Here is a 14,039-nt window from a genome sequence, read left to right on the forward strand (position 1 = left end):
TCACCTCATCCACCCGGCGGCCAGGGCGGTGCGGGCGTCGCGGCGCCCGCACTCCACCTGCCGCCGGGCGTACTCGTGCTGGAAGAGGATGAGGCTCAGCAGCTCGTCGCGGCCCGCACCGGAGCCGAGCGGGTCGAGCAGCTTCCCGATCGTCCAGTACGGCCCGGACGGGCGGAACGACTCGGCGGCGAGCTCGGCCAGCTCACCGTCGCGCGGCGCCACGAGCAGGTAGGGCACCGTCTCGTGATAGCCGCGGATGTTCTTGCGGTGCAACGACTGCAGGTCGTCGCCGAGCGCGTCGGCCAGCACCGCGCGCACCGAGACGGCCGCGGCGGCGGCGATGTCGGGCGGGCCCGGCGGCACCGGCGGGGGCTCGACGGAGTGCCCGGAGACGACGACGAGACGCTCGACGTCCATCGCGAGCGCCGCGCCGAGCGGGGCGTTCATGCGCACCCCGCCGTCGACGTAGCAGCCGGCGGCCTCCGGCGGATCGGCGACGTGGACGGGCGGGAAGAGCATCGGGATCGCGGCCGAGGCGAGCAGGTGATCGAGGCCCAGCGGCGTCCGGATGACGTCGACGTAGGAGTGCAGCGGCCGCTGCGGCGGCGCGCCCTGCACGAACAGGCGGGTCCGGGCCGCCGAGCGTGCGGGCGGGCAGACGGTGGCGGCGACCGCGACCGAGTCGACGTTCCCCGCGTCGACGTTGGCGGTGAGCCGCTCGGGTTCGAACAGCTCCCCGGCCCGCGTGCGCAGCGGCGTGACGTCGAGCAGCGCGTCCGGCGCGCCGACCAGGCCCGGCAGCCCCAGCCGCGCGAGCAGCGCCAGCGCGGGCCCGGGGGCGCAGAGCGGGTTGGCGAAGACCGCGCCGAAGTCCACCCACGTCGCGACGACCCGCTCCCCCGCGGCGTCGGCGGGCAGATCGGCGGACTGCGCCGTGAGCGCCGCGGCTGGTGCCCAGCAGCACCACCGGCCGCTCGTCGCGCGCGGCCAGGGCCGGAAGCAGCTCGGCCAGCGCCCCGGCCTGGTAGGGACCGCGGGCGGCCGATCCGGCGAGCACGAGTCCGACGCGGCCCATGCGGCCCATGCGGCCCAGTGTGGCCCCGCATGAATGGATTGGGGCACGCTGGAGCCGTGCCCCGGACGCCGCCCGAACCCCCACCGCCCGCGCTGTCGCGGTACTGGAAGCGCCGCGTCGCTGAGTGCGCCGCCACCGTGGCCCGCTTCCACCGCATCACCGCCGCACTCCCGGCCGGCCCGGCCCGCAACTGGCTGGCCGAGATCGGCAAGCGCCTCGACGCCGAGCTGGACGCGGTGGCGCGCCTGGCCACGGTCGGCGACTCGATCGAGCCCGCCCGCCGCCGGATCCGTGAACAGCCCGCGAAACGGATCGCCGCCCGCCTCGACACGGCCGCTGCCGGTTTCGCCGCCGCCGTCACGCAGGCCGCGGAGATCGCGGAGCAGGTGGCCGTCGACCCCGCCCACAGCGACGTCAACGCGCACCTGGAAGTACTGAGCAGGCAGGCTTCCCAGCTCGCGCTGGTGCCCGAGGAGCCGGAGGCCGAGCCCGAGCAGCGGCGGTGGCTGCGGCGGCGTCAGGCCTGAGCGAAGCCCATCGAGGTGCGCCCCAACCGGACGAGGTACTCGCCGAGCCGGTCCTCCCTCCACCTCAGCTCTGCACACAGATCCGCTACATCGTCGAAGGGGCCGAACCAGCCCAGGGCGGCGGGGATGTCGGCCGGGCGGGTGACAGGGACGAGGGCGAGGTGCTCGGGCCCGCCGTCCTCGTGCCACGGCGGCGGGTCGGGAGCCTCCCGGGGTTCCCGGCGCTCGATCGCCAGCAGCGCGGCGGCGGCGTCGTGGCCTGGGCGCAGGGAGGCGAGGCCGCCGTCGGTGATGCGGACGGCGCAGCGGGTGGTGGGCGTGAGGATGCCGCGGTAGGGCAGGACGAGGGTCATGCGGACGTAGACGGATCCGGAGCGCCGCAGGTTCCGCGACGTCGTCCTCGCAGACCGCGGGTCCTCCTCGCAGGGATTACGGGGTCTGCGCGGAGGTCAGGGGGTCTGCGAGGACGGTGAGCTCCGCCAACCGGGCCAGGTCGTCCGCCCGCAGGCCCGGCCACCCGTGCACCTGCTGCCGCCACCCCACCGGCACCGCACTGCCCCCGAACCTCGCCCCCAGCAGCGCGCCGGCGATGGCCGCGACCGTGTCCGTGTCGCCTCCACCGCGGACGGCGGCCTCCAGCCCGTCCACGGCGCCGTCGGCGCGGACGACAGCCGACCACGCCGCCTGCAGGGCCGCCACGACCCAGCCGTTCTGCGCGGAGAAGTCGGCGGGCACGCCACGCTCGGCCTCGTCGATCAGCGCAGCCCACCCGGCGTCGACGTGCGGCAGCCCGACCCGGACGTCGAGCTCGCCCGTCCGCACGGCATGGTCGATCGCGAGGCACCACAGCACACAGGCGTCGCCGGCCTGGGCGTCGACGTGGGTCAGGCCGCTCACGGCCCGGGCCGCCTCGGCGATCGCGGCCGTGTCGCCGAGATGGGCGAGGGCGACCGGCCCGGTGCGCATCAGCGACCCGTTGCCCGCGCTCCGCCCGGTCCGTTCGTGCAGCTCGTAGGCCTGCACCCGGAGCCGAAGGGCCGACCCGGGCCCCGGCTCCTGACGCGACAGCACCGCGCGGGTCTGGTTGCCAATGTCGGCGGGGCCGTCGGCGAACCAGCCGAGGAACCCGTCGGAGATCCGGTCCAGCGCCTCCGGTGTGCGGAGGTCCAGCCCGTCGGCGGCGACCTGCGCGATCACGCAGGCCATCTCCGTGTCGTCGCTCCACTGCCCCGGCGCGTAGTCCCCGAGCCCGCCGCCGACCATCTGCGGCGCCTCCCCGACCGGCGGCAGTGCCCGCGAGCCGTACTCGTACGGGACACCCAGCGCGTCGCCCGCGGCGGCGCCGAGCAGGACACCGACGGCCCGATCCAGGTTCACCATGCACACTCCCTCATTAGCGCGAGTTTGCGCTAATCAATAAGAGCACATGTGCGTTAACTTGTCGAGTATGACCTGGCGAGACAGCTCCGGCCGCACGCTCGCCGACTACCCCCACCCCTCGGTGGCCGTCGACGTCGCCCTGCTGACGGTGCGGGACGGACAGCTGCAGGTGCTCCTGCATGCCCGCCCCGACGGCACGCACGCCCTGCCCGGCACGTTCGTCCGCATCGACGAGACCTGTGCGTCCGCGGCCCTGCGCGCCCTGCGCGACAAGGCCGGGGTGACCGGCCAGGACCCGGAGCAGCTCCGCGTCTTCGACGACCCGGCCCGCGACGACCGCGGCCGGGTACTGAGCGTGGCGCACGTCGACCTGGTCCCGGTCGGGAAGCTCGGTGACGCCCTCCTGGCCCCGGTGGCGGCGCACGGCGAGCTCGCGTTCGACCATGCCGAGATCGTCGCCCACGCGGTGCGGTGGGCGCGGGCGCTCTACGCCGCGCCGGATCCCCGTGGACTGGCCGGCGACACCTTCACCCTCCTGGAGCTGCAACGGGTGCACGAGGCCGTGGAAGGCCGCCCGCTACAGAAGGACACCTTCCGGCGGCGGGTGATCGACGAACTGATCGACAGCGGCGAGCTGTCGAGCGGCGGCGTCGGAAAGCCCGCGCGGCTCTACCGACGGTCCGCGCCATGATCATGTTCTATCCGAGCGGTACCGCAGACGCCTTCGCTGGCCGGGTACTGCGCCGCCCCCGGCCGGACGCTCACGGCGACCGGGAACCTGCGCCTCGCCGACGCCCGCCACCTCGTCGAGCTGCTGGAGACCGGTGACGACCCGACGCTGGGCGGGGTGCGCACCCTGCAGTCGGCCACCGACCTGCCGGGGCTGAGCTGGGCGATCGACACGGCGCTCGCGGCCGGGGTCGTGCGCCGGCACAGGGGCAAGCTGGTGGCGGTGGCCGGGTTCGCCGGCCTGGACGACCTGTCGGCGTTCGAGAAGCTCGTGCCCGCCGGCCTCGACGCCGGCCGCCGCCCGTCCGGGTTCCTCGGTGAGGCCTTCGCCTCCGTCCTGGACGCCCTCGACGACGTCACGTACGTCCAGCTGTTCCAGCTGCTCGACCGCGGCCCCGCAGGCGCCGGGGTCGACGAGCTCCTCGATCTCGGCGGCGGACTCGTCCCGCTCCTCGCCGTCGAGGCCGTCCGACCGCACCTGGGCGGGCCCCACGACGGCCCGGTGCTCAACTGGCTGATCGGCAGGGAGGCGATCGACCCGGCGTCGGTCGATCCGGTCCGGCTGTTCCGCGGCTCGGTCGACATGATGGCGGCGGCGCTGGACGCCATGGGGCCGCCGGAGGTCGCGGCAGTGTTCGGCAAGGGCACACACGAGCAGACTCTGGAGCTGGTCGAATCCCTCTGGCGACTCGACCACCCCAGACTGGCCGAGGTCCTCGACGCCATCGGCGCGCACCACCCGACGAAGGCGGTCGCGAAGGCCGCCCGCAAGGCGCTCGTGAAGCACCGCAGCATGCTGGCCGACCAGCGCAGCCGCCGGGGCTGAGCGGCCCGACGGCCGGGCCGCGGCGATCCTGTCGGTCCCTCCCCCTACCCTCGGACCAGACCGATCTGGCCACGGAGGTGAGCAGGGCATGCACGGCGCTTTCAGCTACCTGACGGCCCAGAAGTCCGAGCTCTACCGCGCCGTCATGCTCGCGTTCGTCGCGGCCAAACGCCGCTTCACCGTGCACCTGCGCCCCGAGGACGTCTGCGACGTGTTGGGGCCGGGCACGGATCTGGATGCGGTCGCCACGGCGCTCACCGCGCTGGAGGGCTGGGGCAACCTGCGGTCGGATCCCGACACCAGCCGCGTCACCACGGTGGAGGACTTCCACCGCGCCCGCTACCTCTACCAGCTCACCCGCGAGGGCGAGGCCGTCGAAGAGGCGCTGGCCGTCTACGACGAGGCGCTGGGCCGTCGCGGCGCCCTGCAGGCCGTGGCGCTGGCCGATATCGCCACCCAGCTGCGCGCCCTGCACGAGCTGGCGGTCACCGACCACCCGGATCCAGCCAAGATCCACCTGTCGTTGCGAGCCCTGGTCGACCGGTTCACCGACCTGGCGGCCAACGCGCAGGCGTTCATGGGCTCGCTGCAGCGCTCCATCGACCTGCACGACGCCGACGCCGACGCGTTCCGCGCCTACAAGGACCGGTTGATCGACTACCTGCAGCGGTTCATCACCGATCTCGTCGCCACCGGCTCGGAGATCGCCGCGCTCGTCGCGGCAATCGAGGAACTCGGCATCGATCTCCTGCTCGACGAGGCGGCGTGGCGGGAGGCATCGGACGCCGCACCCGGCGCGGGCGGAGACGACGATCCCCGCGAGGCCGAGTTCGCCCGCCGCGCGCAGCTGTGGCGCGAGCGCTGGGCCGGGTTCCGGTCCTGGTTCATCAGCACACCGCAGCACCCGAGCCAGGCCAAGCTGCTGCGCTCCCAGGCCCGAGCGGCCATTCCGCAGCTGTTGCACGTGGTGGCGGCACTCAACGAGCGGCGCACCGGCCGGTCCGACCGCTCGGCCGATTTCCGCACGCTCGGGCTCTGGTTCGCCCAGGCCCCGGACGAGGCGTCGATGCACCGGCTGTGGCGCAGCGCGTTCGGCCTCTCCCCCGCCCGCCACCTCTCGATCGACGCCGACACTCTCGCGACTCGCGAGCACACCCCGGTCCCCGTGAGCACGTCGTGGGCCGAGGCCTCCCCGCTGGAGATCAGCCCACGACTGCGGCGCACGGGCAGCTACGAGCGGCGGGGCAAGCCGTCGCGGGTCGCCGACCGGTCCGAGCAGCGCCGCCATCTCGCCGATCTCGCCGAGCGGCAGGCCACCGAGCTCGCGGCTGCGCGCGCGGCGCTGGTGTCGGAGCACCCCGTGCGTCTGTCGGACATCGGCACGATGGATCCGGACGCGTTCCGGCTGTTCCTGAGCCTGCTCGGCGATGCGCTCACCGCGCTCACGCCGGGGCAGCGGGACGTGTCCACCACCACGTCCGACGGGTCGATGGCCGTGCGGCTCACGGTGCTGGACGGCGCCGGGGAGATCGCGATAGCCACCCCGGGCGGCACCTTCCGCGGTCCCGACCATCTGGTGCACATCGTTGATCTGACCGAACCGGCGCGGGAGGTGAGCGCGTGACCGGAGCGTTGTCCCACGCCGTCGACCAGAACCGGCGCGCCGAGTACGCCCGGGCCGCGCGGGCACTGCTACGCCGCCCGGTACTGCGCGCGCACGGACCCGACGCCGAGTACGTCGTGCTGGTCCGCCGGCACGCGAGCGAGCTGCGGGCCTGGTTCGACCGCAACACAGAGTGGCGGCTGGTGGTGGACAGCGAGGTGGCACGGCTGGTGAAGACGGTCGCCGACACCACCGACACCACGCACCCGGCGCGCGATCCCCGCAGCCGGGCGCCTTTCACACGCCGCCGCTACGTCCTGCTGTGCCTCGCGCTCGCGGCGCTGGACCGCGCCGACGCCCAGGTCACGCTCGGCCGGTTGGCCGAGCAGATCGTGCTGGCCGCCGCCGATCCCGACCTGGCCGCTACCGGGATCGCGTTCACCCTGGATCGCCGCGAGGAGCGCACCGACCTCGTGTCGGTGGTGCGGCTACTGCTCGACCTCGGCGTCCTGGCCCGGGTCGCCGGTGACGAGGAGGCATTCGTCCGTGACGACGGCGACGCGCTCTATGACGTGGAGCGCCGCGTGCTGTCGTCGTTGCTGGCCACACCGCGCGGGCCGTCCACCGTCGACGCGACGGGCCTGGACGAGCGGCTCGCCGCACTCACCGCCGAGCTCCCGCCCACCACCGACGACCTGCGCAACCAGCAGATCCGCCGCCGCCTCACCCGCCGCCTGCTGGACGAGCCGGTGCTCTACCACTCCGATCTCGATGAGGCCGAGCTCGCGTACCTCACCAGCCAGCGTCACGCCATCACCAGCCGCATCACCGAGCTCACCGGCCTGGTGGCGGAGGTGCGCGCAGAGGGCATCGCGATGGTCGATCCCCTCGATGACCTCACCGACGTCCGCATGCCCGAGAGCGGCACCGACGGCCACGCCACGCTGCTGCTGGCCGAGTACCTCACGGCGCGCGGCCCGCTACCGCTCGACGCGCTGCACGCACACCTGCGGAAGAAGGGCGTCGAGCACGCGTCGTTCTGGCGGAAGAACGCCACCGCAGGCGGCGCCGAGGTGGAGCTGGCGGCCACCGCGATCGCCCGGCTGGAGGCGTTGCGACTGGTGGAGCAGAGAGGCGACGTCGTGCACCCGCGCCCGGCGCTGGCCCGCTACGCGGTGGGGCCACCCACGATCCAGGAGCCCCGGTCATGAACCTGCCCACGCCGCAACGCAGCCGCTGGCAGCCCCTGCGCGCCGGGCTCGTCGACCTCTTCTACTACGACGCCGAAGAGTTCTGGTTCCACGACGGCCGGCTGCTGCTGCGCGGCAACAACGGCACCGGCAAGTCCAAGGTGCTCGCGCTCCTGCTGCCGTTCCTGCTCGACGGCGACCTGTCGCCGCACCGGGTCGAGCCCGACGCCGACCACAAGAAGAAGATGGAGTGGAACCTGTTGCTCGGCGGCGAGCACCCGCACCCCGAGCGGCTGGGCTACACGTGGCTGGAGTTCGGGCGGGTCGACGACAGCGGCGACACCGAGTTCCGCACGCTGGGCTGCGGGCTCAAGGCGGTGGCGGGCCGCGGCATCGCCCGGCACTGGTTCTTCGTCACCGACCAGCGGATGGGCGCTGACCTGGAGCTGGTGGATGCCACCCGCACGGCGCTCACCCGCGACCGGCTCATCGACGCGGTCGCCGGGCGCGGCACCGTCTACGACAAGGCCGGTGACTACCGCCGCGCCATCGACGAGTCGCTGTTCGGCCTCGGCGAGCAGCGCTACGGAGCGCTGATCGACCTGCTGGTGCAGCTGCGCCAGCCGCAGCTGTCGAAACGTCCCAGCGAGAAGGCCCTGTCCGATGCGCTCACCGAGGCGCTGCCACCGCTCGACCAGGCCGTGGTCGCCGACGTCGCCGAGGCGTTCCGCAGCCTGGAGGAGGACCGCGACGAGCTGGCGGCCATGGTCGAGGCGCGCGGTTCCGCCGAGGGTTTCCTCGCCCACTACCGGCGCTACGCCGCCGTGGCCGCCCGGCGCCGCGCGGAGCTGCCCCGCCGAGCCGAGCAGCGCTACCGCGGCGCGCGCGAGGACCTGGCCGCGGCGGAGGAGGCCCACCGCAGCTCCGACGAGGCCGCGGCGGCTGCCCGGACCGAGCTGGCGGAGCTCGCCGAGGCAGCCGACGGGCTCCGCGCCCGCGACCAGGCCCTGCGCGCGAGCCCGGAGATGCGCAGCGCCCAGGAGCTGGAGCGGATGGCCGCCGAGGCCCGCCGCCGGGCCGCCGACGCCGCACGCACCGAGGCCGAGAGCGCCCGGCGTGCCGAGGCGGTCGGGCTCCGCCGCACCCGCCGCGACGACGCGGAGTCCCGGCGGGCGGATACGGCCGCGGAGCTAGACGGGATCCGGTCCGGGGTCGCACGCGCGGCGCGCGAGGCCGGCGTGCACGCCGCCCACATCACCGACGTCGACGGCCCGCTCGGGCCTACCGACCGGCTGCCCGCACTGCGCCGCACCGCCGAGGAGATCATCGCCCGACAGGAGCGGTCGCTGCGCCACGTCGGCGAGCTGCTGTCCGCCCGCACGACGGCCGAAACGGGCCTGACGGCCGCCCGCTCCACCGTCGAACGGCTGGCCGGTGCGGCCGCCGAGCTGGCCGGGCGCCGGTTCGACGCCGAGCGGGCCGTCGAGCGGGAGGGCGCCGAGCTGGTCGGCGCCGTCCGGCGGCACCTCGACGCCGCCGTGGAGCTCACGGTGCCCGAGCCCGACGCCGTGCTCGCCGCGCTGGCGCTGTGGATCACCACCCTGGACGGGCCCGACCCGGCGCGCGCGACCGCGGACGTCGCGGGAAGGGTCGGCACGGCCGCGCTCGCCACCGCCCGGGCCGGCGTCGATCAGCAGGCCGCCACGGCGCGGGAGCGCGCCGCGGAGCTGGCCGTGGAGATCGCCCGGCTCGACGCCGGCGAGCACGGCGCGCCACCACCACCCCACACCAGGGCGGACGGGGCGCGCACCGACCGGGACGGCGCCCCGCTGTGGCAATTGGTCGACTTCGCATCCGACGATCTCGGCGCCGAGGAGCGTGCCGGCCTCGAGGCGGCGCTGGAGGCCTCCGGGGTGCTCGACGCGTGGGTCGCCCCGGACGGCACGCTGCACGGGACCGGCGGCGACGTCCTGGTCTCCCCCGAACCTGCGGGAGCGCGGCCCGCCACCGCGCTGTCCACCATCCTGCGTCCGGCCGTCGACCCCGCCGACGCCCGGGCCGCCGCCGTCGGAGGGCCCGCGGTCGCCGCCGTGCTGGACGCCATCGGCGTGGGCGGGGGCGGCACTACGTGGGTCGACACCGACGGCGGCTACCGCGTCGGGGTGCTCACCGGCGAGTGGGCCAAACCGGTGGCGCAGTACATCGGCCGCGGGGCCCGCGAGGCGGCCCGCCGGGCCCGGTTGGTGCAGCTGCGCGCCGAGGCCGACGAGGTCGCGGCCGAGATCGCCCGGCTCGCGGACGCCGCCCGGGCCCTCGCCGAACGGGCCACGGTGCTGGCCCGCGAGCTGGCGGAGCTGCCCGGTGACGCAGCGCTGCGCGACGCCCACGCCGAGGTCGGGGCGCTGGGCCGGGAGCACGCCCGGCTGGCCGCGCAACGCACGGAGGCCGACGAGCTGCTCCACGCGGCCGCCGACCACGCCCGGGCCACCGCCGACGAGCTGCTCGCCGGGGCCGCCGACGTCGGGCTGCCCACCGATCGCGCCGGCCTGGACGCCGTCCGCGCCGGGCTGGCCGACTACCGCCTGGGACTTGCCGCGCTGTGGCCCGCGGTCCGGTCACTGGCCGAGGTGGGCCGGATCGAGGCCGACGCCGTCCTGGCGCTGGCCGAGACCGAGTCCGAGCATGCCGCAGCGGTCGAGATCGCCGCCGCGGCCGCGCGCGAGGCCCGGGCCGCCGACGAGGCACACCGCACGCTGCGGGACACGGTCGGCGCCGCGGTGGAGGAGCTGGAGCGCCGGCTCGCCGCAGCCGCCGACGCGCTCGCCGACAACGGGCGCCGCCACCGGGACGCCACCGACCGCCGCGAACAGGCCATGGCCGACCGGGGCCGCGCCGAGGGGCTGCGCCAGGCCGCCACGGCCCGCCTCGCCACCGCCACCGAGGAACGGGCCGCGGCGGCGGAGTCGCTGCGCCGCTTCGCCGCCACCGGGCTGCTCGCGGTGGCCCTTCCAGAGCTCGCCGTCCCCGCTCCGGACGAGAGCTGGGCACCGGACCCCACCGTCCGCCTCGCCCGCCAGATCGACCAGGAGCTGGAGTCCACCACGGCCGACGACGGGGCCTGGGACCGCGTGCAGCGCCGCATCAACGACGAGCTCAAGACGCTCGCCGACACCTTGGCCCGGCAGGGCAACACCGCCTCGGGGCAGCTGCTCGACGACGGCCTGGTCGTCGAGGTGGTATTCCGCGGCCGCCCCGCCACCGTACCGGAGCTGGCGGCCGCGCTCGGCACGGAGGTCACCGACCGGCAGCGCCTCCTCGATGAGCGCGAGCGCGAGATCCTGGAGAACCACCTGGTCAACGAGGTGGCCAGCACGCTGCAGGAGCTCATCGCCGAGGCAGAGCGCCAGGTCAAGGTGATGAACGCCGAGCTGTCCGAGCGCCCCACCAGCACCGGCATGAAACTGCGCCTGGAGTGGCAGCCTCGCGCGGACGGCCCTGCCGGGCTGGCCCAGGCCCGCCAGCGGCTGCTACGCCAGACGTCGGACGCGTGGTCGGAGGAGGACCGCTCGGCCGTCGGCGGATTCCTGCAGGCCCGCATCGCCGAGGTCCGGTCCCGCGACGAGACCGGTACCTGGCTCGAGCACCTCACCACCGCGCTGGACTACCGCGGCTGGCACCGCTTCGTCATCGAGCGCCACCAGAACGGTCAGTGGCGCCCGGCCACGGGTCCGGCGTCGGGCGGTGAGCGGGTGCTGGCCGCGAGCGTCCCACTGTTCGCGGCGGCGTCGGCGCACTACGCGTCGGCAGGCAACCCGCATGCACCTCGGCTCGTCACCCTCGACGAGGCGTTCGCCGGCGTCGACGACAACGCCCGCGCCAAGTATCTGGGCCTGCTCGCGGCGTTCGACCTGGACGTGGTGATGACCAGCGAGCGCGAGTGGGGCTGCTACCCGGAGGTGCCGGGGCTGGCCATCGCGCAGCTCGCACGCACCGACGGCATCGCCGCGGTGCTCGTCACGAACTGGCGATGGGACGGTGAGCAGCGCCGCCGGGTCCCGAGGCCGGCGGCCGTGCCCGAGCCGGTACCGGTGGCCGCGCCCACCGGTGGCCTGTTCGATGAGTTCTGACGGCGATGAGTTCTGACGAGCGGCTGCGACGGCTGCTCGGCGGCCCGGAGCTGTCCTGGCTGGTGGAGCGGGTGCGGCGGCGGCTGGAACGCAACGAGCCGGCCACCGGCGTCGTCACGCTGAGCCGAGCCACCCCCGCCCAGCGCGACGCCCTGGAACGGCTGCTCGGCCGTCGCCCACGGGCTGGGAGCGGTGTGAGCGTGCGCCTCGAGGACATCGATGATCTCGTCCGCCGGTCCGGCGTGCACCCGGCCGGCCTCGCCGCGGCGGTGGTCGCGCTCACCGGGCCCGTCACGGATCGGGCCGCGCTGGCAACCGAGCTCGACGCCGCCTGGACCGCGGCGTTCGCACCGCTCCACGCCGCGGTCGCCGAGCGTCCCGAGCTGCACGGATGGGCCGACGGGCTGCTCGCCACCGGGGCGGTTCGGCGGATCACCCGCGACCCGGACGGCGCCGCAGCGCTGCTGGAGCGGCTGGCCAGGGCCGTGGACGCTCTGCCCGTGGACGCCGAGCCCCTCGGCCGATTCGCCGAACGCGTCCTGGACTCCGCCCACGCCCTCGACGCCAACCAGCCGCTCTCGAGTCTGCTGTTCGGCGCGGCCCGCGCACTCGGCGGCGTTCCCGACGGCCAGGGAGCGTCCTGGCGGCGGGAGGTGTGGGCGGCCGTGGGGCTGGTACGCGATGCGCTGTCGTCCACGGTCCTCACCCTCGGGCTTCCCGGTGACCCCACCTCCCCCACCGGCCGCATGATCGGTGCGCTCAGCGACGCAGGCGAGCCGGCCGTGCTCACGCTGCGCCAGCTCACCCGCGACATGCCGCGGCTCGCGATGTCGGGCTGTGTGGTGTCGGTGTGCGAGAACCCGGTCGTCGTGGCGGCGGTGGCCGATCAGCTCGGGCCGCGTTCGTCCCCGTTGATCTGCACGTCCGGACAGCCGGGTGCGGCCGTGATGGCTCTCCTGATCGCCGCGGACCGCGCCGGCGCCACGCTGCGCTACCACGGCGATTTCGACTGGGGCGGGCTGCGCATCGGCAACGTCCTGTTCCGACGTCTGCCCTTCGCCCCGTGGCGGTTCGACGCAGCGTCCTACCGCAGGGTCGCCGCCGGCGGACATCCGCTGGCTGGCACCCCGGTTGCGGCCAGCTGGGATCCTGATCTGGACGGGGTGATGCACCGGCACGGGTGGGCGGTGGAGGAGGAACGGGTGCTCGACGAACTGCTGGCGGACCTGTGCTCGTGATCGCCCGTCCCGGAACGCACGAGATCGAGATCCAGCGCTCCCGCTTCCTCTGTCACCTCGCCCGGGTCGAGGACGTGGACGCCGCCACCGCCTTCATCGCCACCGTACGCACGGAGCACTGGGCCGCCTCCCACAACTGCTCCGCCTTCCGACTCGCCGGGATCCAGCGCTCCAGCGACGACGGGGAGCCCGCGGGCACCGCCGGTGTCCCGATGCTCGAGGTACTGCTCCGTCGCGGCCTCACCGACACCGTCGCCGTCGTCACCCGCTGGTTCGGGGGCACCAAGCTCGGGGCCGGCGGGCTGGTGCGCGCCTACGGGCGGGCGGTGTCGGAGGCCGTCGACGCGGTGGGCACCCTGCGCCGCGTCCGCCACGAGACGTTCACCTTCGCCACCGCACACACCGACGCCGGACGGCTGCAGAACGCCCTGCACACCGCCGGCTTCCCCATCGCCGACATCGCCTACGGCCGCGATGCCGTGTTCACCGTGCACGTCACGGACCCCGACGGGTTCCGCAGGTGGCTGGCCGGTCAGACGGGCGGGTCGGTGGAGGCTGTCGCCGGCGACCCCGTGGATCTTGACGTGCCGTGACCCGGCCCCAGCCCCAGCTCTGCCATCAGCTCGCGGCGGGCGGCGGCCCCGGCCCGCGCCACCAGTTCGGCCAGCGACTCCCGCAGCGCGTCGGCGAGCGCGTCGACGTCCGGCACGGCGTCGTTGTCGGTGGTGATGCCGTAGTCGGCGTTGCCGGCGCAGGTCACCACGCCGAACGCCACCGCCTGGCCGCTGCCCAGCGGCACCATCGGGAACAGGTCGAGCAGCGGTGCCCCGTGCGCGTAGAGGACGCGGGGCGGACCGGGAAGGGTGGTGACGAGCACGTCGTACAGACGGCCGGCGTGCCGACCCGCCACGCGCGCTCCGAGCTCGTGCAGCAACGGCGGGCTGACGTCGGCGAGCCGGGCCAGCGGGTCGGCCAGGCCGACCGGCAGGTCCACCAGGTGGGCGGAGATCTCGTTGCCCGCTCCCGCCCGGGAGCGGCCGCGAACGCTCACCGGGACCATCGCCCGCACGGTCGTGGCCGCCGACAAGCGCTGGCCGCGGCGTTGCAGCCAGCTCCGGAGTGCGCCGGCGAGCACGGCCATCACCACGTCGTGCACGGTGCCGCCGTGGGCGCGGCGCACCGCCCGGTGGTCGGCCAGGGGCGTCGCCACCCGCTGCCGCAGGCGCGGCAGCCGGCCGCGTCGAACGGTCGGTCAGCGGGCGGCCCGAGCATCAGAACGGCACCGACGTGGAGGGCCGCGGTCGGGCGCTCGGCGAACCAGAACGCCGCGTCGAGCGGTGCGAG

The 14,039-nt window shown here is 75.0% G+C and carries 12 protein-coding genes; 8 read left to right on the forward strand and 4 right to left on the reverse strand.

The genetic code is table 11. The features are described from left to right. Nucleotides 1–876, reverse strand: a complete 876-nt coding sequence (locus BGP03_RS20975; protein ID WP_298797924.1) for a patatin-like phospholipase family protein — start codon at nt 874–876, stop codon at nt 1–3. A gap of 255 nt (nt 877–1,131) precedes the next feature. Between BGP03_RS20975 and BGP03_RS20980 the strand changes: the two genes are divergently transcribed. Then, nucleotides 1,132–1,602 carry a hypothetical protein gene (locus tag BGP03_RS20980; protein WP_296366454.1) on the forward strand — a complete coding sequence of 157 codons (471 nt, stop codon included), beginning with the start codon at nt 1,132–1,134 and terminating at the stop codon, nt 1,600–1,602. On the opposite strand, the gene BGP03_RS20985 is transcribed toward BGP03_RS20980, so the two are convergent. Together BGP03_RS20985 and BGP03_RS20990 are read right to left on the reverse strand one after the other, a co-directional pair. Then, nucleotides 1,593–1,955: a hypothetical protein gene (locus tag BGP03_RS20985; RefSeq protein WP_296366456.1), complete on the reverse strand. Its 363-nt coding sequence runs from the start codon at nt 1,953–1,955 to the stop codon at nt 1,593–1,595. The two genes, BGP03_RS20980 and BGP03_RS20985, sit on opposite strands and share 10 nt — an antisense overlap. A gap of 76 nt (nt 1,956–2,031) precedes the next feature. Continuing rightward, on the reverse strand, nt 2,032–2,982 hold the full coding sequence (locus BGP03_RS20990) for an ADP-ribosylglycohydrolase family protein (protein WP_296366457.1): 951 nt from the start codon (nt 2,980–2,982) through the stop codon (nt 2,032–2,034). 67 nt (nt 2,983–3,049) lie between these two features. Here BGP03_RS20990 and BGP03_RS20995 point away from each other — a divergent pair, with 67 nt between their 5' ends. The 7 genes from BGP03_RS20995 (at nt 3,050) to BGP03_RS21025 (ending at nt 13,288) form a co-directional block, all read left to right on the forward strand. Continuing rightward, complete coding sequence (locus BGP03_RS20995; protein ID WP_296366459.1) at nt 3,050–3,673, forward strand: NUDIX domain-containing protein; 624 nt, start codon at nt 3,050–3,052, stop codon at nt 3,671–3,673. 156 nt (nt 3,674–3,829) lie between these two features. After that, entirely contained in the window at nt 3,830–4,537 is a 708-nt protein-coding gene (locus BGP03_RS21000; RefSeq protein ID WP_298797927.1) for a hypothetical protein, read from the forward strand. An 88-nt stretch (nt 4,538–4,625) separates the two neighbouring features. Beyond that, entirely contained in the window at nt 4,626–6,161 is a 1,536-nt protein-coding gene (locus BGP03_RS21005; RefSeq protein WP_298797929.1) for a TIGR02677 family protein, read from the forward strand. Beyond that, nucleotides 6,158–7,351, forward strand: a complete 1,194-nt coding sequence (locus BGP03_RS21010) for a TIGR02678 family protein (protein ID WP_298797931.1) — start codon at nt 6,158–6,160, stop codon at nt 7,349–7,351. The genes BGP03_RS21005 and BGP03_RS21010 overlap by 4 nt, the downstream gene beginning before the upstream one ends. Further along, a complete protein-coding gene (locus BGP03_RS21015) occupies nt 7,348–11,457 on the forward strand; it encodes a TIGR02680 family protein (protein ID WP_298797933.1) in 4,110 nt (1,369 codons plus the stop codon). Before BGP03_RS21010 ends, BGP03_RS21015 begins: the two co-directional genes overlap by 4 nt. A gap of 5 nt (nt 11,458–11,462) precedes the next feature. Further along, a complete protein-coding gene (locus tag BGP03_RS21020) occupies nt 11,463–12,695 on the forward strand; it encodes a TIGR02679 family protein (protein WP_298797935.1) in 1,233 nt (410 codons plus the stop codon). Further along, the gene (locus tag BGP03_RS21025) at nt 12,686–13,288 is read left to right on the forward strand and encodes a YigZ family protein (RefSeq protein WP_298797937.1); all 603 of its coding nucleotides are present in this window, start codon (nt 12,686–12,688) and stop codon (nt 13,286–13,288) included. Before BGP03_RS21020 ends, BGP03_RS21025 begins: the two co-directional genes overlap by 10 nt. On the opposite strand, the gene BGP03_RS21030 is transcribed toward BGP03_RS21025, so the two are convergent. Further along, nucleotides 13,228–13,905, reverse strand: coding sequence for a WS/DGAT domain-containing protein (locus BGP03_RS21030; protein WP_298797939.1), 678 nt, complete (start codon nt 13,903–13,905; stop codon nt 13,228–13,230). The two genes, BGP03_RS21025 and BGP03_RS21030, sit on opposite strands and share 61 nt — an antisense overlap. Between the last annotated feature and the right edge of the window lie 134 nt (nt 13,906–14,039).

This window comes from Pseudonocardia sp. 73-21 (genome assembly GCF_001899645.1).
GTDB lineage: Bacteria > Actinomycetota > Actinomycetes > Mycobacteriales > Pseudonocardiaceae > Pseudonocardia.